General features: G+C 41.9%; 24 protein-coding genes and 1 pseudogene. 22 read left to right on the top strand and 3 right to left on the bottom strand.

Annotation, left to right across the window (positions count from 1 at the left end; genetic code table 11):
- The first annotated feature begins 159 nt into the window (after nucleotides 1-159).
- The 5 genes from DKT75_RS17430 (at nucleotide 160) to DKT75_RS17455 (ending at nucleotide 3,462) form a co-directional block, all read left to right on the top strand.
- Entirely contained in the window at nucleotides 160-1,593 is a 1,434-nt protein-coding gene (locus tag DKT75_RS17430; protein WP_109825174.1) for a DNA-3-methyladenine glycosylase 2 family protein, read from the top strand.
- On the top strand, nucleotides 1,590-2,069 hold the full coding sequence (locus tag DKT75_RS17435) for a methylated-DNA--[protein]-cysteine S-methyltransferase (RefSeq protein ID WP_211665479.1): 480 nt from the start codon (nucleotides 1,590-1,592) through the stop codon (nucleotides 2,067-2,069). The genes DKT75_RS17430 and DKT75_RS17435 overlap by 4 nt, the downstream gene beginning before the upstream one ends.
- A gap of 245 nt (nucleotides 2,070-2,314) precedes the next feature.
- Nucleotides 2,315-2,767, top strand: coding sequence for a GNAT family N-acetyltransferase (locus DKT75_RS17445; protein ID WP_109825176.1), 453 nt, complete (start codon nucleotides 2,315-2,317; stop codon nucleotides 2,765-2,767).
- Between the two features lie 83 nt (nucleotides 2,768-2,850).
- Nucleotides 2,851-3,099, top strand: coding sequence for a hypothetical protein (locus tag DKT75_RS17450; RefSeq protein ID WP_109825178.1), 249 nt, complete (start codon nucleotides 2,851-2,853; stop codon nucleotides 3,097-3,099).
- Nucleotides 3,100-3,132: 33 nt separating this feature from the next.
- A complete protein-coding gene (locus tag DKT75_RS17455; RefSeq protein ID WP_109825180.1) occupies nucleotides 3,133-3,462 on the top strand; it encodes a DUF1801 domain-containing protein in 330 nt (109 codons plus the stop codon).
- 112 nt (nucleotides 3,463-3,574) lie between these two features.
- Here DKT75_RS17455 and DKT75_RS17460 read toward each other — a convergent pair whose 3' ends face one another.
- Nucleotides 3,575-4,588 (bottom strand): S41 family peptidase, encoded by a 1,014-nt coding sequence (locus DKT75_RS17460; protein WP_109825182.1) that lies wholly within the window; start codon nucleotides 4,586-4,588, stop codon nucleotides 3,575-3,577.
- Nucleotides 4,589-4,688: 100 nt separating this feature from the next.
- Here DKT75_RS17460 and DKT75_RS17465 point away from each other — a divergent pair, with 100 nt between their 5' ends.
- The 13 genes from DKT75_RS17465 (at nucleotide 4,689) to DKT75_RS17525 (ending at nucleotide 15,759) form a co-directional block, all read left to right on the top strand.
- A complete protein-coding gene (locus DKT75_RS17465) occupies nucleotides 4,689-4,982 on the top strand; it encodes an aldo/keto reductase (RefSeq protein ID WP_342767369.1) in 294 nt (97 codons plus the stop codon).
- 201 nt (nucleotides 4,983-5,183) lie between these two features.
- A complete protein-coding gene (locus DKT75_RS17470; protein WP_109825186.1) occupies nucleotides 5,184-5,552 on the top strand; it encodes a YrdB family protein in 369 nt (122 codons plus the stop codon).
- A 109-nt stretch (nucleotides 5,553-5,661) separates the two neighbouring features.
- A complete protein-coding gene (locus DKT75_RS17475; protein ID WP_109825188.1) occupies nucleotides 5,662-6,204 on the top strand; it encodes a hypothetical protein in 543 nt (180 codons plus the stop codon).
- Between the two features lie 310 nt (nucleotides 6,205-6,514).
- Nucleotides 6,515-7,261: a TetR/AcrR family transcriptional regulator gene (locus DKT75_RS17480; RefSeq protein ID WP_109825190.1), complete on the top strand. Its 747-nt coding sequence runs from the start codon at nucleotides 6,515-6,517 to the stop codon at nucleotides 7,259-7,261.
- A 3-nt stretch (nucleotides 7,262-7,264) separates the two neighbouring features.
- Nucleotides 7,265-8,539: an ABC1 kinase family protein gene (locus tag DKT75_RS17485; protein WP_109825192.1), complete on the top strand. Its 1,275-nt coding sequence runs from the start codon at nucleotides 7,265-7,267 to the stop codon at nucleotides 8,537-8,539.
- Entirely contained in the window at nucleotides 8,539-8,934 is a 396-nt protein-coding gene (locus DKT75_RS17490; RefSeq protein ID WP_109825194.1) for a hypothetical protein, read from the top strand. The genes DKT75_RS17485 and DKT75_RS17490 overlap by 1 nt, the downstream gene beginning before the upstream one ends.
- 1 nt (nucleotide 8,935) lies before the next feature.
- Nucleotides 8,936-9,346 (top strand): hypothetical protein, encoded by a 411-nt coding sequence (locus DKT75_RS17495; protein WP_109825196.1) that lies wholly within the window; start codon nucleotides 8,936-8,938, stop codon nucleotides 9,344-9,346.
- Nucleotides 9,347-9,999: 653 nt separating this feature from the next.
- Nucleotides 10,000-11,520, top strand: coding sequence for an alpha/beta hydrolase (locus DKT75_RS17500; protein WP_109825198.1), 1,521 nt, complete (start codon nucleotides 10,000-10,002; stop codon nucleotides 11,518-11,520).
- Nucleotides 11,517-12,248 (top strand): ABC transporter ATP-binding protein, encoded by a 732-nt coding sequence (locus tag DKT75_RS17505; protein WP_109825200.1) that lies wholly within the window; start codon nucleotides 11,517-11,519, stop codon nucleotides 12,246-12,248. The genes DKT75_RS17500 and DKT75_RS17505 overlap by 4 nt, the downstream gene beginning before the upstream one ends.
- Nucleotides 12,248-13,456 (top strand): ABC transporter permease, encoded by a 1,209-nt coding sequence (locus DKT75_RS17510; protein WP_109825202.1) that lies wholly within the window; start codon nucleotides 12,248-12,250, stop codon nucleotides 13,454-13,456. The genes DKT75_RS17505 and DKT75_RS17510 overlap by 1 nt, the downstream gene beginning before the upstream one ends.
- 94 nt (nucleotides 13,457-13,550) lie before the next feature.
- Complete coding sequence (locus tag DKT75_RS17515) at nucleotides 13,551-13,784, top strand: AbrB/MazE/SpoVT family DNA-binding domain-containing protein (RefSeq protein ID WP_109825204.1); 234 nt, start codon at nucleotides 13,551-13,553, stop codon at nucleotides 13,782-13,784.
- Nucleotides 13,785-13,840: 56 nt separating this feature from the next.
- Nucleotides 13,841-14,254: a hypothetical protein gene (locus DKT75_RS17520; RefSeq protein ID WP_109825206.1), complete on the top strand. Its 414-nt coding sequence runs from the start codon at nucleotides 13,841-13,843 to the stop codon at nucleotides 14,252-14,254.
- 191 nt (nucleotides 14,255-14,445) lie between these two features.
- Nucleotides 14,446-15,759, top strand: a complete 1,314-nt coding sequence (locus DKT75_RS17525; protein ID WP_109825208.1) for a pentapeptide repeat-containing protein — start codon at nucleotides 14,446-14,448, stop codon at nucleotides 15,757-15,759.
- A 75-nt stretch (nucleotides 15,760-15,834) separates the two neighbouring features.
- Here the strand turns inward: DKT75_RS17525 and purH are convergent.
- Together purH and DKT75_RS17535 are read right to left on the bottom strand one after the other, a co-directional pair.
- A pseudogene (purH, locus tag DKT75_RS17530) lies at nucleotides 15,835-16,035 on the bottom strand (bifunctional phosphoribosylaminoimidazolecarboxamide formyltransferase/IMP cyclohydrolase); the annotation flags it as partial.
- A gap of 259 nt (nucleotides 16,036-16,294) precedes the next feature.
- Nucleotides 16,295-16,573 carry a DUF1330 domain-containing protein gene (locus DKT75_RS17535; RefSeq protein ID WP_109825210.1) on the bottom strand — a complete coding sequence of 93 codons (279 nt, stop codon included), beginning with the start codon at nucleotides 16,571-16,573 and terminating at the stop codon, nucleotides 16,295-16,297.
- 158 nt (nucleotides 16,574-16,731) lie between these two features.
- Between DKT75_RS17535 and DKT75_RS17540 the strand changes: the two genes are divergently transcribed.
- The 4 genes from DKT75_RS17540 to DKT75_RS17555 all read left to right on the top strand — a co-directional run bounded on the left by DKT75_RS17540 (nucleotide 16,732) and on the right by DKT75_RS17555 (nucleotide 20,075).
- Nucleotides 16,732-17,022, top strand: a complete 291-nt coding sequence (locus tag DKT75_RS17540; protein ID WP_109825212.1) for a LysR family transcriptional regulator — start codon at nucleotides 16,732-16,734, stop codon at nucleotides 17,020-17,022.
- Nucleotides 17,010-17,633: a substrate binding domain-containing protein gene (locus tag DKT75_RS17545; RefSeq protein ID WP_109825214.1), complete on the top strand. Its 624-nt coding sequence runs from the start codon at nucleotides 17,010-17,012 to the stop codon at nucleotides 17,631-17,633. The genes DKT75_RS17540 and DKT75_RS17545 overlap by 13 nt, the downstream gene beginning before the upstream one ends.
- Before the next feature lie 247 nt (nucleotides 17,634-17,880).
- Nucleotides 17,881-19,332: a hypothetical protein gene (locus tag DKT75_RS17550; RefSeq protein WP_146201402.1), complete on the top strand. Its 1,452-nt coding sequence runs from the start codon at nucleotides 17,881-17,883 to the stop codon at nucleotides 19,330-19,332.
- A gap of 74 nt (nucleotides 19,333-19,406) precedes the next feature.
- Nucleotides 19,407-20,075 carry a YoaK family protein gene (locus tag DKT75_RS17555; RefSeq protein WP_109825218.1) on the top strand — a complete coding sequence of 223 codons (669 nt, stop codon included), beginning with the start codon at nucleotides 19,407-19,409 and terminating at the stop codon, nucleotides 20,073-20,075.
- Nucleotides 20,076-20,085: the final 10 nt, after the last annotated feature.

The following is a 20,085-nucleotide window of genomic DNA, read 5'->3' on the forward strand; positions in this document are numbered from 1 at the left end:
GCCAGAAGTGTGCGCCAGTGGTTGTGCAAAGTATTGAACAAAATTGCGGTGGTTCTGTTCATGCGATAACGTCAAAACCTCTAGTGCCGAAAATGGCTAGTTTCACCGCCCAGAGGCGTTACACTATTCGTTCATATCAATGACAGGGCAGAAGCCGTTATGCTAGAGGCGGATACAACACATCACTCCACACATTTGTCTGGCTTGACGCTTGAGCAATGCCAAAGCGCCAGACTCGCTCGTGATAACCGTTTTGATGGTCGCTTCTTTGTTGCCGTCAAAACCACCGGTATTTTCTGTCGGCCAATCTGTCCTGCCAATTTGCCGAAAGAAGCCAATGTGGAATACTTCGCGAAACAAGTTCAGGCCTTACAGTCAGGCTATCGGCCTTGCCTGCGTTGCCGTCCAGACAGTGCGCCGGGTTCGTGGGCTTGGAAAGGAGTAGAGACAACCTTTCAGCGAGCGGTGAATCTGATTGATCAAGGTGAATTGCAAAGTAGTAATCTCCCAGAGTTGAGTAGTCGCCTCGGTATTAGTGACCGCTACCTACGACAACTGTTTCAACAATACCTTGGTATGTCACCCAAACAATACGCGCAGTATCAGCAGCTCATGTTCGCCAAGCAACTGCTTCATACCAGCAATATGAGCATCGGTGATATCGCGATTGCTAGTGGTTTTAACAGTGTGCGTCGATTTAATGACGCCTTCCAAAAGAAGCTAAAACTCACACCTAGCGACACTCGAAAAACTACACGAGCTGATACTAATGCAGCCGATGCCACTGTCGATAAGCACCTACGTCTGAGCTACCGCCCCCCATTTAATTGGGATCACTTATTAGCGTTTTATCGCAAACGCGCGATTCAAAGTATCGAAGAGGTAGGTGAAGATTATTACGCCCGAACCTTTGTATCCACTCATTCGCAAGGTTGGTTTAAAGCGGAGCTAGGCGCTAAAAACACACTAGAAATCACCTTTGATATTGATGACATCACACAGCTTAAACACATGGTGTCGCAGATTCGTCGTTTGTTTGACTTGGATGCGGATATCGCCGTGATAGAGCAACATCTGCAACAAACCGCTATCGGGCCTTTGATGACTAGTGGACTGCGTATTCCGGGAGTATGGAGCGCTTGGGAGGCAGGTGTTCGAGCGATATTTGGGCAACAGGTGTCTATTACCGCAGCGATCACGGTACTGAATGGTTTTGTTAGTAGTCTGGATGAAACTGAGGAAAGTGGCGTGGCTTCTAGGCGTTATTTCCCAACACCCACCGAGATTGTCAATGCCGACTTTAGCGTGTTGAGAATGCCGCAAACCCGCAAAGATACCTTAAAGCGCTTTGCTGACTACATGGTTGATCACATGGATGCGCCGCCAGAGGACTGGTTGGCGTTAAAAGGCATTGGGCCTTGGACGGTGAGCTATGCCAAATTACGCGGCCTGTCACAGCCTGATTGTTTCTTATCAACTGACTTGGTGATTAAGAAAGCCATTGCCGATGTTGATGACCAAAAACAACTTATCGAATCCCTATCGCCATGGGGTAGCTACGCCACCTTTAACTGTTGGAACTCACAATCATGAAGTATTTTACTCGCTACCCAAGCCCTTTAGGACAAATGACGTTGCAAGCCCGTGACGCTGGACTGACTGGCGCTTGGTTTGAAGTACAAACCACCGCACCTGATGACTTTGGAATGCAGCAAGATGATCATCCGATACTGACGCAAGCAGTGACTGAATTGAGCGAGTACTTTGCTGGAAAACGAACGCAGTTTGATGTGACTACGGTTGCTGATGGGACTGATTTTCAGAAGCAGGTTTGGGCGATGTTAAAGAAGATTCCTTATGGTGAAACGTGGAGTTATCAGGACTTGGCGATTGCTATTGATAACCCAAAAGCGGTGAGGGCGGTGGGTATGACTAATGGGAGGAATCCTATTTCGATTATCGTGCCTTGCCATCGGGTGATTGGGAAGAATGGAAAGTTGACGGGCTATGCGGGTGGGGTTGAGCGGAAGGAGAGGTTGTTGGGGCTGGAGAAAATGAGTAATTTTTAAAATTATTCATTAAAAAATCCGCGCCACCGGCTTCCACTGCTTTAGCTGCATCAGATAAGATCACTGCTGTTTCATCCCTCGCAACTTTGTGCTGGAGCGCTTCGATTTAGCAAAGTCCACACTATAAAGTACGATTTTGCGGAATGTAAGCCGTCAAGTTCAGGCTTAACGGCTTCGTTTAAAGCTTTGTAGTAAGTGAACTTTGACTAGTAAGTCAGGGCAATGTTAGAGGATTAGTGTTTATTATGAAAATTGAATTAGTAGCTGCATTAGAAAGTGATACTGACTTCGCTTTCGAAGCAAAACGCCAAGCGATGGGGCCGCACATTACAACAAAATGGGGCTGGGATGAGTCCTTCCAAAGAAACCTACATAAGCAACGCTACTCAGAAAAACCTTGGTTTATTATTCATTTGGAAAGTAAGCCCATAGGTACAGTGTCCATTCACGAACTACCAGAGCATACAAGGTTTGGTGAGTTTTACTTGCTTGATGAATATAGAGATAAAGGTATCGGTACTCAAATCTTAAAAACATTTCTTGAGGAATGTGATGAAAAATCGCAATGCGTTGTGCTTGAGTTTTTGAAGTGGAATCCAGTCGGAACATTGTATAAGCGTTACGGTTTTGAGGTCACTTCAGAAAATGATATTCACTACTTTATGAAGCGCAAGCCGCACACACCAACTAAGGCATAAGAGCCTAAGCATCGTTAGCAAAAAATAGGGAATAACATGTTTGAAAATACATACACGGAAGTCTCCGGAATATTGGTAAGAGTTTGCGCGTTAGATTAGGAAATAGTGATTACCGAGAGAAGGCCAGCCAAGACCGGCAAGCGGCTATTGCCAAAGATGATGAACCTACTAGCTGGGAGGTGTCTGATTTGCTAAGAACACATCAAGAAATTGGTTTAATCGACCCATCACGTAAAGATCCTAAAGCATGGCATGTCACACTTTTTCGCTGGAATGAGTCGGGCGCGCCAATAATAAGCTTAGTTGGTGAGCCCACACCGATTGTTTTATAGTCTGTAAAAACCAAGCATTGTGGAGAGTTAATTATGAGCACCGAGCCTTTGAGCCTTATTTCTTTAGCGAATGAGTTGGAAGCCTTGATTCACCACTCCGTACCTGATTGCACCAGTCATAGTAAATACGGCGGAACACTGTTTACTGTTAAGCCAGATGAAAAAGAAGGACAGTTCTGTGGTGTGTTTATTTACACTGAACATGTCCAAGTGTCTTTTAGTCAGGGAGCAAACTTGAAAGACCCAAGCAAGCTATTAAGTGGCACTGGGAAAAAGAGAAGACACGTAAACTTCAAAAGCGCTGGTGATATTGATTTTTCATATCTTGAAAGTCTTTTACAGCAGTCAGCAAGGTTGGATTAAAACCCTAGCTATTGTTTTCAACTAGCTAGGGGTTAGAAAAACGGCGTTACGCTATTCTGAAATTGCTTCCATAGCGGCCTCTAGCGCAAGATCTCTCCCATCAGCAAAGCCCTCAAGAGAAAAAGTGACTCGCGATTGCCAAGCCAACTGCGTCATGCCCACCAGAGTTAAGGCGGACATCAATAACAATACCATCCGTGTCTTTTAAGTCTTCAAATGCTTGGCTTAAGATGGTGTTAGCTGCTTCAGCTTCTTTATGGCTATCTTCGATATCACCATCAGTAACGACATTGATCATACTGGCTATATTTAGATAACCTAGATTGCCCGATAGCGTACCCCAGGATATGGTGTCTTCATCCTCTCCACCAGCATGCTTGAGGTTTGACACGTTACTCAGTGTAATATCATTTATTTGGTCAAGCATGCTATAGGCAAATTGAGAGAAGTTGTCTACATCATTTTGCTGAGTGAATGCCTTGTACAAATCTATTTCAAGCTGACTGTCAGGTTCCGGTGAAAAATCTTCATCACCGGCAGTAAGTCCAATATGGCCATCTTGTAAAGGCGCTAACATTGCGGATATGAGAGTGAATAGCTGCTCATCCGTTGTGTCACTGGATACGAGCGGGCGATAGGTTTGGTACTGTGTTTGCCAATCCACCTCACGTATTTCAAAAAATGCATAGTAGTCGTTAAAGGTATGCCAGAGGTGTTCGAATGCTATTTCAGGGTCTGACGTTTCGAGTAGCTTGTCTTCTTCGCATGTCTCCGGCAAAGCATCACGTAGTTGAAGGTTGACCGGGAAAACACCAGCCTGTGCTGTTGTTATTACTGCTGAGCGTCCACCTTGGCTAATTTCAAAACTATCGATGATTGCTTCTTCTGCTTCCTCAATCGTTAGTACATCGCTCAACATACAACTATGGCTATTATATTCGTAGACCTTGGCATTAACGTCAGTCAGTTGATAGATGTCGCCGTAGCCTTGCTTCTCCCAAATGCCATGCGCTTTTTCATAGTCAGTTTTTTCGTCGAACTCAGCCTTTAGACTGCTATTGCAAGCAGTTAGCAGCACCGTCAATGTTAGCGTGCTTGTGAGTGAAAGATAGTTTTGAAAGATCATAGGGTTACTCTGTGTTTTTGATGTGTGTACAGAGTAATATTGCGAAATTGTAGTGTCTGTTGGTGTAACGTTATTGTTTTGTTAGGAGTTAGGTATTGGTTTGGTGGCTTACAGTCCGCTCGGACGAGGTTTTTTAACAGGTGCAATCCAGATACGAAGTGACTTAGAAGAGGGCGATTGGCGCTTAGTGAGTCCGCGTTTTTTGGAAGAAAACTCCGATGAAAATCTGAAAATAGTTGAATGCTTACAAACCTTGGCAAGTGACAAACAATGTACGCCTGCGCAGTTATCACTTGCTTGGCTAATGCAGCACGAAGCGACTATCATTCCTATTCCTGGTATACGCAGTCAGGCGCAACTCAGTGAGAATATTGCCGCTACCCTGATGCGGTGAAGCCTTTGCTCAACGTATAAAACTAGCAAGGGATAAACTCAGTCACATTCGCTTGGCATTGGGTTTGATGGTTGTCGGTGGGTTAATGATCTGGGGCATGGAGAAAGTCTCAAAATAAATGCTAAGGAAAGAGTATGACTTACAAGATGACTTTGTTAGCTTTGATCCTAATAATGTTAAACAGACTGAAAAGGATGTGTAATGCCTAGTGTAAATGCGATCAATTTAGTGGTCAGATTTTTTCTCGAAATAGCCGCTTTAATAGCAATGGGAATGTTGGGCTGGAGCTTAGGTGAGGGCTTGCTAGGTTATGTCTTAGCTGGTGCAATCCCCATCGCAGCCGCCACATTCTGGGGTGTGTTTGCGGTTCCAAACGACCCTAGTCGATCGGGAAATGCGCCCGTTCCTATTTCAGGAGCTTTGCGATTACTGTTAGAGTTTCTGTTTTTCGCAGCAGGTTTTGGTTCGTTTATGTATTTGAATGAATCATCTATTGCTTGGGTTTTCGTGGTTATTGTTTTAGTGCATTACGCTGTTTCTTATAAACGGGTTCGTTGGTTGTTACAGTAGTAACTAGTGTCGTTGGAACAAGCTGCGAAGGGGAAATAGAAGTTGGCTATGCTAACATCGATTTAGCTGCCTATGGCAGCGCTATGTGTACTTAATAGGAGCGTTTTTCATGCCAAAAGTCAATAATTTCGATACTGCTTTAATAGAAAGGCTACATTCTTTAGTGTTTAATGACCCTGGTACTAGAGATATTATTGACTCAGGATTCAAGGCTGCCTTAGCTGTTTTTGAAGACCTAGAATATTCTCTGCCTTTCGCATCTTACAATATTTCTATTGATCACTTTGCCAATAAAATCCCTGATGAACAGAAAGGAATGGTTGGCTTGTGCCGAGTCTTTATTTTACGTGCAGGTTGTAAAATGCCTCGTCCTGAAATACATCGCAATAGTATTCAGCGACTTGTTTCATTCACGGGTGAGGGAGCAATTCACTCCGCTTCTCCGGGTGGTGTTGATATGTCATTTAAAGAATGCGCAGTCGTAAGTCCTGACAAAAACCTTACTTCATCTTTTGATAAAAGCTGGGATGTTGTGCCTGAAAATACTTGGCATTACCCTGTAGCAGGGAAAAATGAAGATTGGTTTACCGTAACGTTTCATAGTGCTGGTGAAACCGAAATAATTGATGAGTACTGGGAGCCGAACAGATAATAGGTTGTTACGTCTCAGGTTGAATTTTCTGAAAGCGTCATTGATGGTAAGCGTTTAGCTCAGGATTTTCAGCGTGAGATTCATCAATTAAATCAAGATGGTTTTTCTGTATCACAAGTCACCACAGGAAATGAAGCAGGGTAAAGCTATGTCTCCACTTTGCATGGACTTAAATAAGCACTCGCATCATTCGCTAAAGAGTAGTCAGGCTACGGAAAATAAAAACGATTCCACTTAATGTGAAATTACTATATATTAAAATTATAAAAATTGATTTTAATGTATGGTAAATTCTATCTGGTGGTTTCCTATGAAAGTAACTGAACAAGAAAAAGCGAAAACGCGGATAAAAATATTAGAGGCTTCGGTCGATGTAATTATCGAGAAAGGCTTTAAATCAGCGTCTATGAGGGAGATTGCCAAGCGAGCAGGCGTTGGTGATGCGACTATCTATAACTACTTCCCCTCTAAAGAGAAATTGCTATACGGCTACTGTGAATACATCCAACAGCAAGTGATGGAGTCGTTGCAAGGTATTGAAGACTTTCACGAGTACACACTGCATGAGCAGTTGCAGCAGCTAGTCGAGTTACAGCTTGAAGTCTGGCTACCTGCACGTGAGTTTTTAACTGAAGTGTTTAAGCTGACTTACCACTCGCCAACGACAGGGTCTTTACACTTAACCAAAACGCGCGAGCTTTATACGTTGATGGTGACGGACATGTTGGAAGCTGCGATCGAAGCCGGTGAAATACCCGATCAGCCTTACACCGAACTGTTACCACGCCTATTTTGGGACTATCAAACGGGTCTATTGGCTTACTGGTTAAAAGATGACTCTGAAGGTTTTGCCAATACCAGCCAAGTCATTAATAAGAGCATGGATATCGTGTCCAGCCTATTACACCAAGGTTTAATCGGTAAATCACTCGACCTTATTTCTTTCTTATTCCGAACACATGTGATGGCAGGTTTGGGTTCTCTTAATTTTGGTCAAGAAGGTGAAGAGAACAAGGTTTCCAAGAAACGTCCGTTTATGCAAGCACGTGGGGAGTAACTCATGACGGATTCAATACCAAATGGGAAACTAGCGCGAACAGGTGTTGCAGGTTTAGCTGCTGCTAGAGTGGGTGTGGGTGAGTTAAAACATAAGATAAAACGTCCTTTTTTATCTAAAGCAGCGCAAGAAAAAGACAAAGACCTACTCGATGAAAAAAATGCCAAGGTACTATTTAGTGCGCTGACACAGCTACGAGGCACAGCACTTAAAATTGCTCAAATGTTAGGAATGGAGCAGGGCATGTTGCCTGAGTCTTATCAAAAAGAATTATCAAGGTCGTTTCATAAAGTCCCACCATTAAATCGTGTCTTGTTGAGAAAAGCATTTATAGCCGAGCTTCAGCGTACGCCTGAGCAAGCCTTTAGTCGGTTCGAGTCGGACGCATTTGCCGCAGCCAGCTTGGGACAAGTGCATAAAGCGACGTTAGAGGACGGTACAAATGTTGCGGTGAAAGTACAGTATCCGAGTATTGGCACGTCCATAAAAAGTGACATGACCATTATGCGCGGCGTTGCTCGTGGGCTAGCCAATACGCATTTAATCTTGCAGTCTCTAGATGAGATTGAAGCACGTCTGATGGAAGAGGTTGACTACCGTATTGAGGCCGAAAATACGCGCTGGTTTAAGCAAAATATAAACCTCGAAGGGATAAATGTTCCAACGGTTTATGACGAACTAAGCACCGAACATATTATTACTTCTGAGTTTGTAGAGGGCTTACACCTTAATGACTGGTTAGCAACCAATCCATCTCAAGCACAGCGTAATCAAGCTGCACAGTTGTTGTATGATTTTTTTATGTATTCATTTAAGACCCTAAAGCAAATTCACTCAGACCCAAACCCAGGAAACTTCCTGTTTCATGAAGACGGCACGATCACTTTGATTGATTTTGGCTGTATTCGAAAATTCTCAGACAGATTCTCCAATGAGTTTCCTAAATGTATGCGTGGTTATATTGAAGATGATGCGGAGGCGGTTTTCGACGCTTATCGAGGGATGGGAATGGCCCATGCTGAATCGACTGATAAGTTTTATCAGGACGTATTACGTCCATTTGGGCAGTGGGTTGCTTTGCCTTACCTATCAGAGTCTTTTGACTTCGGCCACTCTGACTATACGCAACAGGGGAAGCCAGCGATTATGAACCTGCAAAAACATATCGATGTTGATCAGTTCGCTGAGGAAATGGTGTTCCACAATCGAACACTACATGGTTTGTACCAAATATTTGAAAAAATGGGTGTGGTCGTTACTCTTAAAGGGAGCTTCTAATGACGTTTAAACAACTTAGTTTGGTGAGTACGGCGGTCATGTTTACCTTGTGCTTGACGCTGCTATTCACGCCGATGGTTATCTTCAAGCTGTTTGACGTAGAAGAAACGGCTTCTGCAATCTTCTTCACACATCGAGCGGCGGTGCTATTTTTAGGGTTATCTATATTCGTATACTCCTTAAAAGATGTGAATAACATGAAAGTACGCCAGTCAGTTTGCTTGAGTATGGCAGTGATGATGCTGTCGCTGGCAGCGTTGGGTGTATTGGAGTTTATGATGGGTAACTCGGGTGTTGGTATTTTTCTAGCCATTGTTGGTGAGCTTACTTTAGGTTTACTGTATACCTGTAAGTACCGTGATTATGGGTGGGAAGCGCGTTTCTGGGAGTCTTAATATGAATTATCCTATTGTTATCGTTGGGTGTTTAACTGTGTTGGCACTGCTAGCGCACTTATTTGGAGGTATTATTCAATCGCTGAGTGTTGAACCTGCGAAAGTGTCTAGTGACTCGAAAGGTAGCCTTGTCCAGCGAAACTGGGTGCAGATGATGTGCGCCTTTCAGTTGGTCAGTATCGACTTATTGGTTTTATCTGTGTTGTTATTTACCTTAGCGTTTACCGATGTCATTGCGCAAAAGCAGCTGTTTGGTTTTGCCTTATCAGGTTTTTACTTCTTATGGGGCTGCGTTTGGTTATTGCAGTTGGTCTTTTTAAAGCAAAAAGCGAAGGAGTATTTCTTTCTAGGGCATTGGGTATTTTGGTTTGTCTGTTCTGCGCTGATTTATTGGGGTTCGTTGTCGTTATAAATAAAATTCCAGCAGCTAGTGTGGGGCTTTTTTGGTAGTTAATGATAAAGTATATGTTATTTTTTGTACTAAATTGTACAGTAGAACATTAAGAAAAGACCTCTAGCCAGCACTTATATCAGAAATAAAAGAACCTACAGGCTCCGCGTTATTATGCGGATTTATAGGTATATTTGGTGTGCCGTTATACTTTTTCAGAGCTTTTGGAGCGAAAAAAGGCATAGTAAAAACACTTTACAGCTTGTTGTTTACAATAGTCTGCGGCGGAATTTATATGCTCTTTTATGAATTAGCGACTGCTTTTGTTGTTTAATTTTCTGGTCTAAGCTCTTTTCTACGCGATGCTCACTGTGCATGAATGCTATATACGCTTTAGCATCCTCTAACTTCATCCCAACAGCCAAAAGAGTTCATCTCGCTTGTAAATGAATCTACCTCGTAGGGTGCAATGCCTTGAGTTGTTTTTGGTTTTTATGAGTGAATTTTGCTATATTAGTGGGTCACTGTTGACACTGATAATGCTTTATTGAAAACAATGGTTTAGGTCCTGATAATATTAAAAGACAAAAAAGGAGCTATTAAGACAATCAGATGAAATTCTAAATATCGAATTTCTAGAACAAATATTCAATCAAAAATAACGAGAAAAATTGATGTATTATCGCTTAGCACCACTATCATTGTTTTCAATTTTCACACTATCACTCATCTTGTCTACAGCACTAAGTTCAACACGGGTGAGCGCTGAAGAGACTCCCCAAGAAAGCCCAGCACACTCAACGACCGCATTCGCCAGTCTAGCATTTAAACGTTGCTTAATAAGCCAAGGCGCTTATCAAATTGATGCGCAATGCGCGACCTTAGCGCGGCATGAAAACCCCGATGATGCTAATAGCAAACTGATTGAACTCTCGATTGTAAAGTTACCCTCACATTCATCTAAACCCGAAGCAGATGCTTTCACCCTTATTCAGGGAGGCCCAGGCTCTTCCTCAATTGACTTGATCATCAGCTACAGCAACGTGCTTAACGGCATTCGTGCAAACAGAGACATACTCGTCGTAGACCAGCGAGGCACTGGCCGTTCTAATGTTTTGACGTGTCCTGACATGCAAGAAGCGACAGATGTGATTGATCCTGAAAAAATCAAACAACTCAGCCAACAATGTTTAGACGCACTGGATGCCGATCCACGCTTTTATACCACCAGCGTCGCGGTGCAAGATTTAGACGCGGTGCGACAGGCCGCAGGTTATGAGCAATTGAGTGTTTATGGAGTATCCTACGGCACGCGCGTAGCACAACATTATTTACGTCGTTTTCCAGAGAAAACACGCGCTGTTATTCTCGATGGTGTGACACCTATTGGTCTTAATCTAGCTGGCGGTGAAATTGCCCGTCGATCACAAGCCGCGTTTGATCAAATGGCCGAACGTTGCAAAACCTCATCTGTCTGTAATAAACAATTTGGTGATATCTCATTAAAGTTTAAAGAACTGAGGGAGCGTTTATCTCAAGCGCCAGTCACCGTGTCATTACTTCATCCGGTTAGTGGTGAGTTAATTGACGAAGAGTTATCCGAGCAAGATTTATATGGCGTGCTAAGACTAATGGCTTACTCCACCGAGAGTAATGCCTTATTGCCGATGCTGATCTCGCAAGCACATGCCAAAAACTACATTCCCTTAACTGCTCAAACCTTGATGGTTGGGTCTGAATTTTCCAAAGACCTTGCCATCGCCATGAGCAATGCGATTGTTTGTACCGAAGATGCGCCTTATGTCACCGAGAGTGACGTACAGGGTTTAGACAACACGTACTTCGGTAATGACATGGCAAACAGTATCGCAGCAATGTGTGAAGTGTTTCCGCGTGGCCTGAAAGATGAGGACTTCTTTGAGCCATTCGATAGTGATGTGCCAGTACTTATTTTATCCGGTGAAACCGACCCGATTACGCCACCAGAAAACGGTGAGCAAGCAGCAAAAATGTTGTCGAACTCGAAGCATTTAGTGGTTCCAGCCCATGGGCATGGCGTTTTTGTTCGAGGATGTGTATTGCAATTAGGCAGTCAGTTTATTAAAGAAGGATCATTTGAACACCTTAAAACTGATTGCATAAAACGAGAAAGGCCAATGCCGTTTTTCAATAATAATGCGGGGCCTACGTCATGATAGAAGTACACAATCTAAAAAAACATTTCAAAGCCGTGAAAGCCGTTGATGATATTTCATTTGTGGCAGAGGACGGAAAAATAACAGGCTTGCTTGGCCCTAATGGTGCCGGGAAATCTACCACACTTAAAATGTTATATACCGTGCTTGAACCTGACTCAGGCAAGGCATTAATCGATGGATTTGATTCCCATAAAGAGTCAATGACCGTGCAATCTTCCATTGGTGTATTAACCCATAACGCAGGTATTTATGAGCGTTTAACGGCGCGTGAGAATATTTGTTACTTTGGTGAATTGCATGGTCTTACAGGTGAGCACTTAAACAACCGAATTAATGAATTAGTCGACGTGCTAGACATGGAGAAATTCATAGATAGACGCTGCAAAGGCTTTTCTCAAGGCCAAAAAACCAAAGTGGCACTGGCAAGAGCCTTAGTACATAAACCTAAAAATGTATTGTTAGACGAACCCACGAATGGTTTAGACGTGATGGCAACCCGTGGATTAAGAGAGGTCATTTTGCGTTTAAAGGAAGCGGGTCACTGTGTACTGCTTTCCAGTCATATCATGCAAGAAGTCGCCTTTTTATGTGATGAAATCGTGATAATAGCCAATGGAAAAGTGGTTGCTAACGGCTCTCCTGATGATATCCGCAACCTAAGCAACGAAGACAATTTGGAAGATGCTTTTGTGAAAGCCATTGGTTCAGAAGAGGGATTGGGGTGATGAAAAATACTGCCGCTACTAGAAGTAATCAATTAAGAATGATTTGGATTATTTTTCGTAAAGAAGTCATCGATAATTTTCGTGATAGACGAACCCTAAATACAATTCTCGGCGCAACGATTCTTGTCCCTTTATTATTATTCAGTTTTCTTTGGTTTGCAGAAAAAACCATAAAAGATGAAACAGATTCAATCAGTGCAGAAGCGATTCAACTGGCTGTCGTGGGGGCAGAACACGCGCCTAACTTAATGAACTGGCTCGAACAAAGTAATTTTGCCATCAACGACGCACCAAAGGACTATGAGCAAGCCGTGCGTGATGGTGAAGAACGGATGATCTTAAAAATCACCGAAGATTACCCCAAGCGCTTTGCCACGGGAGAAACAGCACCGTTACTCTTGATACATGACAGCTCTATCGTTGGCTTAGAAAAAATTGGATATCAAAGCTTACAACGAGCCATTTATACCTATGGCAATAGAATAAGCTCCTTACGCCTGCAAGCCCGAGGCGTCAGCCCCAAAGTCATCCACAGCATACAACTCAACGTCTCTGATGTAGCCCCATCGGAGCTACGAAATACGCAAGTGCTAACAATGATGCCGTACCTCATTATTATTTTTATCATGCTCGGTGGCATGTACTTAGCAATTGATACCACCGCAGGTGAGCGTGAAAATGGTTCTTTAGAAACACTACTCATTCAACCCGCAAGTCGTAAATCGATAGTCTTAGCAAAGCTATTAGCGACGATGTTGTTTTCAGCATTAACCCTATTTTTCGTGCTCTTAAGCTTGGCTTTTTCATTCAAGTTTTTGCCGATTGAGTCGTTTGAGATCACGCTAAGCGCAACAAAAATTGCCGTGATTTTGATGATAAATCTGCCTTTTGTTTTCTTAGGCTGTTCGCTCATGGTGTTCTTAGCATCCTTCACCAAAAGCTACAAAGAAGCACAGTCGTATCTAAGCCTTATGGCAATTGTCCCGAGTATGCCCTTAATATTATTAAGCTTCCTGTCACCAGAACCCTCGTTATCAAACATGTGGATACCCAGCTTAAGCCAAGGTTTGATTGTTATTGAAACGCTCAAAGGTGAGCATATCGACTTAGCGCTGATACTTCTATCAATGGTAAGTAGCGCTTTGGTAGCACTGTTATTCGTGTTTATGACGATTAAGCTTTACGAGCGTGAGCGTATCTTGGGGTGAAATGGTTAAAAATACAGAAATTGTTGAGTACTTGAAAATATGGTATTGCTATAGGTAATGATTATTTTAATAAGTAATACTTGAGAGGCTCGCAATGAATGCACTCATATCAACCATGACACAAAAAGGCCAAGTAACTATTCCTAAGCATGTGCGGGATAGACTGAACCTTGTGACTGGCGACAAGGTAGAGTTTATTGTAAATGATCGGAATGAAGTCGTGATCAAACCCATTACTAGAAAGGCGATGGAAGTTGCTGGCTTGTTAAGTAAATACAAAAAAGCGCAACCTGTGTCTGTTGAAGAAATGAATCAGATTGTTGTTTAGTCGCCTCCTAAGTAAGATGTTCTTCAGGTAAGTTTTGTTAGAAGAGGTGTGACTAAATGAATCAGAGAGAGTTACCAACCAGTGTGAATGTAACTTCATGGACATTTATGATTTTAGGTGGGTTGGCTATTTTGAGTGGGATTTTTCATTCATATGTAGCTCTATATTATGAACAGGTCGATGGCATTTTTGATGTTTACCCAGGAATACTACAGGTCATTATTGCTCTTGGTGTGGCTATACTAGGGTATAAACTTAGGTGTGGCGGTAAACAAACACCAAAACTTGTAATCACTATATGTATCTTACTAGCATTGGTTTTCATAGTCTTTGGTGTCGTACAAAGCGTGGAGTGGGGTACTAGCATGCCACTTGTAAGTACGGTACTTTATTTAATACCGTTGGCTTGTATTGGAAAAGCTTTCATGAGTGAAAAGGTAAATGCTTATTATACCAAAGGAGCTGCTTAGCTTTCTCTCATGTCACTCCCACAATACCAGCCTCTAGGACTATATATATCCTATTCTGATTTATATATAGACTATATCGAAGTTGAGTTTAGATATATTATACATGTTGTATGATATCTTCTCGGCGAGTGATGTTAGTACGCCCAATCGAACTTATTGAATGTTAATACTAAAAACTAAGTGAATAGCTTATGCCAGAACAATCAAATGCCGAACTGATAAATAAAAGTGTGAAGAAATGGAATTCTTGGTTTGAAAATAGGTTCAAACCTGATAGCTATTTTGATTTAAGTAACGCTGAAATTATAAAAAAAGACTTACAGGGAATTATGCTATCTGGTGTTAGTCTAAAAGGTGCTGATCTGAGCAAGTCTAATATGTCAGGAGTTTATTTAGGGAATACGCTTCTGGAGGGGGCTAATCTAGAAGAATGTGTACTATCGTCATCAAACTTTTGTAGTGGCGATCTTGTTAAGGTGAATTTTACATCAACAGTAGCTAATTCAGTAAACTTTTGTGGAGTAACACTCACAGATATTAACTTTAGAGAGTCAAATTTAACTGAATCTCAGTTCAATGGAACTGAAATTAAGAAAGGATATTTTCCATCTGCTACGATGGAAAAAGCTGAATTTAATGGGGCAACTTTAGTTGAGTGTAATTATTACAAAGCTGACCTTGAGAACTCTGAATTTAATGGAGCATTAGTTAATAGCTGTGATTTTTCAAATGCAAATTTAGCAAACTCAAAACTTAATGGTTCATTGATTGATAATTGTAATTTTACATCTGCAAATTTAAAGAATTCTTATTTTATTGAAGCAGACTTGAAAAATATAAAGCTGATTAACGCAGATATGTCTGGTTGTAATCTTTGTGGAGCTAAGCTTAATCATATTGATCTTAAGGGTGTAAATTTAGAAAATTCAGATTTAACAAATACAGAGCTGGAGCATGCTGATTTAAGATTTACAAAGAACTATCTTTTGAATTCTACTTATATTCGTAACACAAGGTTTGCGGTAAATGCACGCGACCCTTGGTCAGTACTAAGAAAGACATATACAGGGCCAGCAATGTTAATAACATTGTTAGCACTCGCTCTAGCAACTCTACCTTATACGATGAAAGCTATTTATTGGGCCGCAATTAATGTTTATCAAAATCATATTGGAATTAATTTAACATGTGAATCTTATCAGTGTTACTCGATAATTGAATTACTTTTAGGTTTTGATAAGGAGTGGTTTCATCAAATTATCATTTTTGTACTTTTGTTTTATAATACTTTTCGTGGTTTTTTAACTTATATAATTAGCCTTATGCGAGAAGAAGAAGAGAGGTCTGGTTATTCACCTCAATGGAGTGGAACTTACTTCTGGCAGGGTTACAAGCCTCTATATCATGCCCATAAAATATTAAATATTGTTAAAATTATAGCAATATCCGTATTTTTGTATAATTTATACTACTGGGCAACAAAGCTTGTCTTTGTATCTAGTTGAATATGTTGATACTAGATACAACAAAAAAAGGCCGACAAAAAGCCGGCCTCCCAATCATTCTAACCAAGCCTAAACTTAGTGTCTAAAGTGACGCATCCCAGCAAACACCATCGCCATGCCAGCCTTATCCGCTAATTCAATACTGTCAGCAAACGGGAAGAACGCATCAGATGACTTCATAGAGCCGAGTACAACCAAGCCAGCGTGTTCTGCTTTAATACCTGCGATACGCGCAGAGTTAATGCGGCTCATCTGGCCAGCGCCAACACCGATAGTACACGCTTAGTGACTACCCTTATTTCATATACTTAGGAAACTTAGGCAAATCGGTATTATCTTTGCTTTCATGCTGGATAATGAGCTTTCTATTTGTGTTTTTGATCAGGCAGTTTAAGCGGTCTGAAGCCGCTAATCTATCCGCTCGATCAAAGTTAAATGTAGGCACGCCGTTGTTAGTGTGGTTTTCAGTGAAGTGCTACTGATCACCCGATAGGAATACCTTACCTGTTTCAGGCTCAGCGCTGTAGTGGTTGTGTTAGCCAACTAAGAGAAATTGGCTGTCCATCGCTTCATCACGTAAGGGTATGATTGCTTGATATTCAGGCGACTTATACCACTTGGTTGCTGTTTCTTTGTCTGCAAATTGTATAACGGCAGCCATTGTGTAATCTGAGTCACCGCTCATGTTATTTGACTGACCTTTAGCAATAAATTCTCCACCATAGTTAGCAATCGTGACTGCTGCGGCGGCGCCGTATTGTGCTAATTTTTCTTGGTCTAATAAATTGAAATTAGCGATAATTAAACTGCTCATTGTCTTTCCTTTATTGGGTGTTTGATTAATGTTGTACGTAGGTTAACAATAATAATATTATTGAACAATATCGATAAAATTAACTTACTGTTCCATTTTATGAACAATGGAGTGATGGCAATTAAGACGAGTTAAAACGACAATTGATTAAGGATTACATGACCAAAATTAAGCTACTTCCCTCGTTAATCACTTTCTCTGAGGTTGCGTTACAAGGCTCATTTACTAAAGCAGCTAAGTTATTAGGCATGAGTAAATCCGCTGTTAGCCAACAAATAACCCGATTAGAGGCAGAGTTAGGCGTACAGTTGCTTAAGCGCAATACACGTGGACTATCAGTGACGACAGCAGGTGAGAAGTTACTAAAACGTTGTGAGTTATTAAAAGGTCAGGTTGATATGGCTTTTTTTGAGCTAGCGAAGAGCAGGCGAAGGGTGTGTTTTCAGTGATTTTTCCACATGCTTTAGAGGAAAAAATAATGATCCCTGCCTTGAGTCAGTTAAGTCGGGAGTATCCGGGCTTAACATTGAAGGTAACGGTCACACTCGAAAAGCAAGACTTGGTCAAAAACAAGCTCGATGTTGCTGTCTTTGGTGGAGAGCCAAAAGACAGTGATTACCGCGCTTTGCCCATTGCTTCAACTTGTGAATATTTTTGTGCCAGTCCAGAATATATTCAAAAAAATAAGCACCCTAAAAATTTAGAAGCATTACAACAACGGCCATGGATTGCGAACCAATGGCAATTAAATTCAATCAATATCTCAGAAGATAAGGCTCCAGAAAAGCAGATTAAAGTTAATCTTAATGAGTTTGCGAGAGTCAATTCTTTACCCAGTGCGGTAGCGATGACGTTACAGCACTTAGGAGTTTCGTTACTGCCCAATATCATTTGTCAGCCGTTAATAGAGCAGGGCAAGTTGGTTAGGGTGCTGCCGCAATACATAGGGCCACAATGGCCGTTCTATTTTATACACCCTTACAAGGGCGAAAAGCCTTTGCATGTCACGCGGTTCTATCAGCTAGTTCAACATTATTTTTCTGCTGTGTTAAGTCGCTAACTCAAATAGCAAATGTAATATGGACGTTAACGCAATGCCTTGGTCAGCGCCTTAACTTCTAGTCTGTTCATCTTTGCTCCAACAGATAAGCACAGAAAATGCCCGAATAGTATTTACTGCGCATTATATGAAGCAACTTACTTTAACCTATACATTGTGTCGGATTCATAACGTTTAGCTGTTTTTAGTTGTTCACTCTAAAGCACGCTCGTATACTAAAAATAAATATAATAAAAAATATACAGTTATGCGTACTCTACTATTTAGCTTAATACTGGTCGGTTCTTACTCTTTTATTTCACCCGCGATGGCGTGGAAAACAGAAGCAGCGAACTTTACTACCCACAATACCTTTAACGATAGCTCATGGCAGAGTATTGGTTTTAGACAGGCTTACACGACGACGCCAATTGTCGTTACCGTGCCGTCAACCAGTGGTGGTGACCCTTCAACCACAAGGGTTCGAAATGTCAGTACCAGCGGTTTTGAAGTAAGCCCAGTTGAGCCATTCGCTAGAGACGGTGTTCACCTTGCTATGGATAGTGCCTATGTTGCTATTGAGCCAGGTGTTCACTTGTTTCCTGATGGTACGGTGATCGAAGCTGGGTTTGTTAACACCAGTAAAACGCAACAAGCTAGTAATGTAAGCGGGGTGAACAGCTGGGAAAATGTAACACTTCAACATAACTTCGGCTCTCCACCAACGATAGTTGCTGCGATTCAAACAATGAACAATGAAACGGGAGAAAATGGCTCTCAAGCGCCGAGCGTTTCTTCTCTGCCATGGTTAACAATCGCCATCGATAATATTGCTGCCAATAGCTTTAGTGTTGCACTAGAGCGTTCTGAGTCAAGCCAAGGAAGTGTCACTCAGAATGAACAGATCGGCTACATTGCCATTGCACAAGGAGCGGGTGGTAGTTTTACGGATAGTCAAAATCAGAGCATTCAATTTCTAGGTGAAACGTCACTTACAAACATACGTGGTTGGAGTAATGGAGACACCACTCACACATTCGGAACACCATTTAGCAGCGCACCTGTCAGCGTGTTCTCAAAAAACACCCGCAATAATCCAGACGGTGGTTGGTTACGACGTAATGGCAGTACTTCAACTACGTCGATTAATTTACGAGTCGATGAAGAAACCGATAATGACAGCGAACGAACTATCACCACCGCTGATGCAGAGGCGGCAGGTATATTGAGCTTCTCAAAAGGCTTTGACGTCAACTTCCCACCCAACTTTACGATGCAGAAAAGCTCATCTGTTATTTCAGACCCACTTAATGGCACGACAAACCCGAAAGCTATTCCCGGTGCCGTGATCGAATATACCTTGCTTGTCACCAATACTGGCTATGACTACACAGATAATGATCAGTTTGAAATATCAGATGCGTTGCCACCTGATACAGCACTGATGGTGACCGACATACCCAGTGGAATAGGGCCAATAGGTTTTGTGGATGGCTCAACCAGCAGTAATACAACTTGGTTGTTTTCTGGCTTATCCAGCTTGACCGATAGCATTGACTTCTCAACGGATGGAAGTGATTTCAGTTATGCGCCAACAGCAGGTGGAGAGGGTACAGACGCGGCAGTGACTCATATCACGTTAAAACCTAAAGGCTCTTTTGCAGCTGATCCACCGTCTAACCCTAGCGCTATTTATACCTATCGGGTGATTATTCAGTAATTTTAAACCCAAAAATTTAGCAAATATAGAGTATGATTTGTCACCACTAAAAGGAGCACACCGAAAGGATTACCGTGATTTCAAAACTGCCTAAATGGGTTGAATATGGTTCGTTTGTCCTTGCGCTAGTAGCGGGGTTTATAAACGCCATTGGTCTATTGGGTTTTCATCACCAATCCATTTCACATCTCTCAGGAACAGCAACGCTACTCGGCTCAGGCGCTATCAACGCTACCTTCTTTGACTCCCTTCATTTAGCTTTTATCCTGCTTAGTTTCTTATTAGGCGCTGCGATATCCGGTTACTTTTTAAATGGTGGAACGTTGAAGTTAGGTCGAAACTACAGTCGCCTCCTAACCCTAGAGTCACTGTTTATTTTCACTTCAATCTACTTCTTAACCGAAGCCTCATTACTAGGTCATTACCTAGCGTCAGCTGCCTGTGGATTACAAAATGCACTCGTCACCACCTACAGCGGTGCAGTCGTTAGAACGACTCATGTCACCGGTTTATTTACAGATCTCGGCATCATGTTGGGTTCTAAAATGAGAGGTGAGCATTTTGATAAAAGAAAGGCACTTTTGTTTGTGATAATAATTGGTGGTTTTATTATTGGCGGAGGGTTTGGCGCGTATTTTTTCAGTTTTTTGAAGTTTAATGCCTTACTTATACCCGCATTCACGTGTTTACTGTTGTCGTTGATTTATTCGATTTACAGTAAGCTCAACTCCACTGAGCTGTAGAGTAAAACAT

Source organism: Leucothrix arctica, assembly GCF_003172895.1.
Lineage (GTDB): Bacteria > Pseudomonadota > Gammaproteobacteria > Thiotrichales > Thiotrichaceae > Leucothrix > Leucothrix arctica.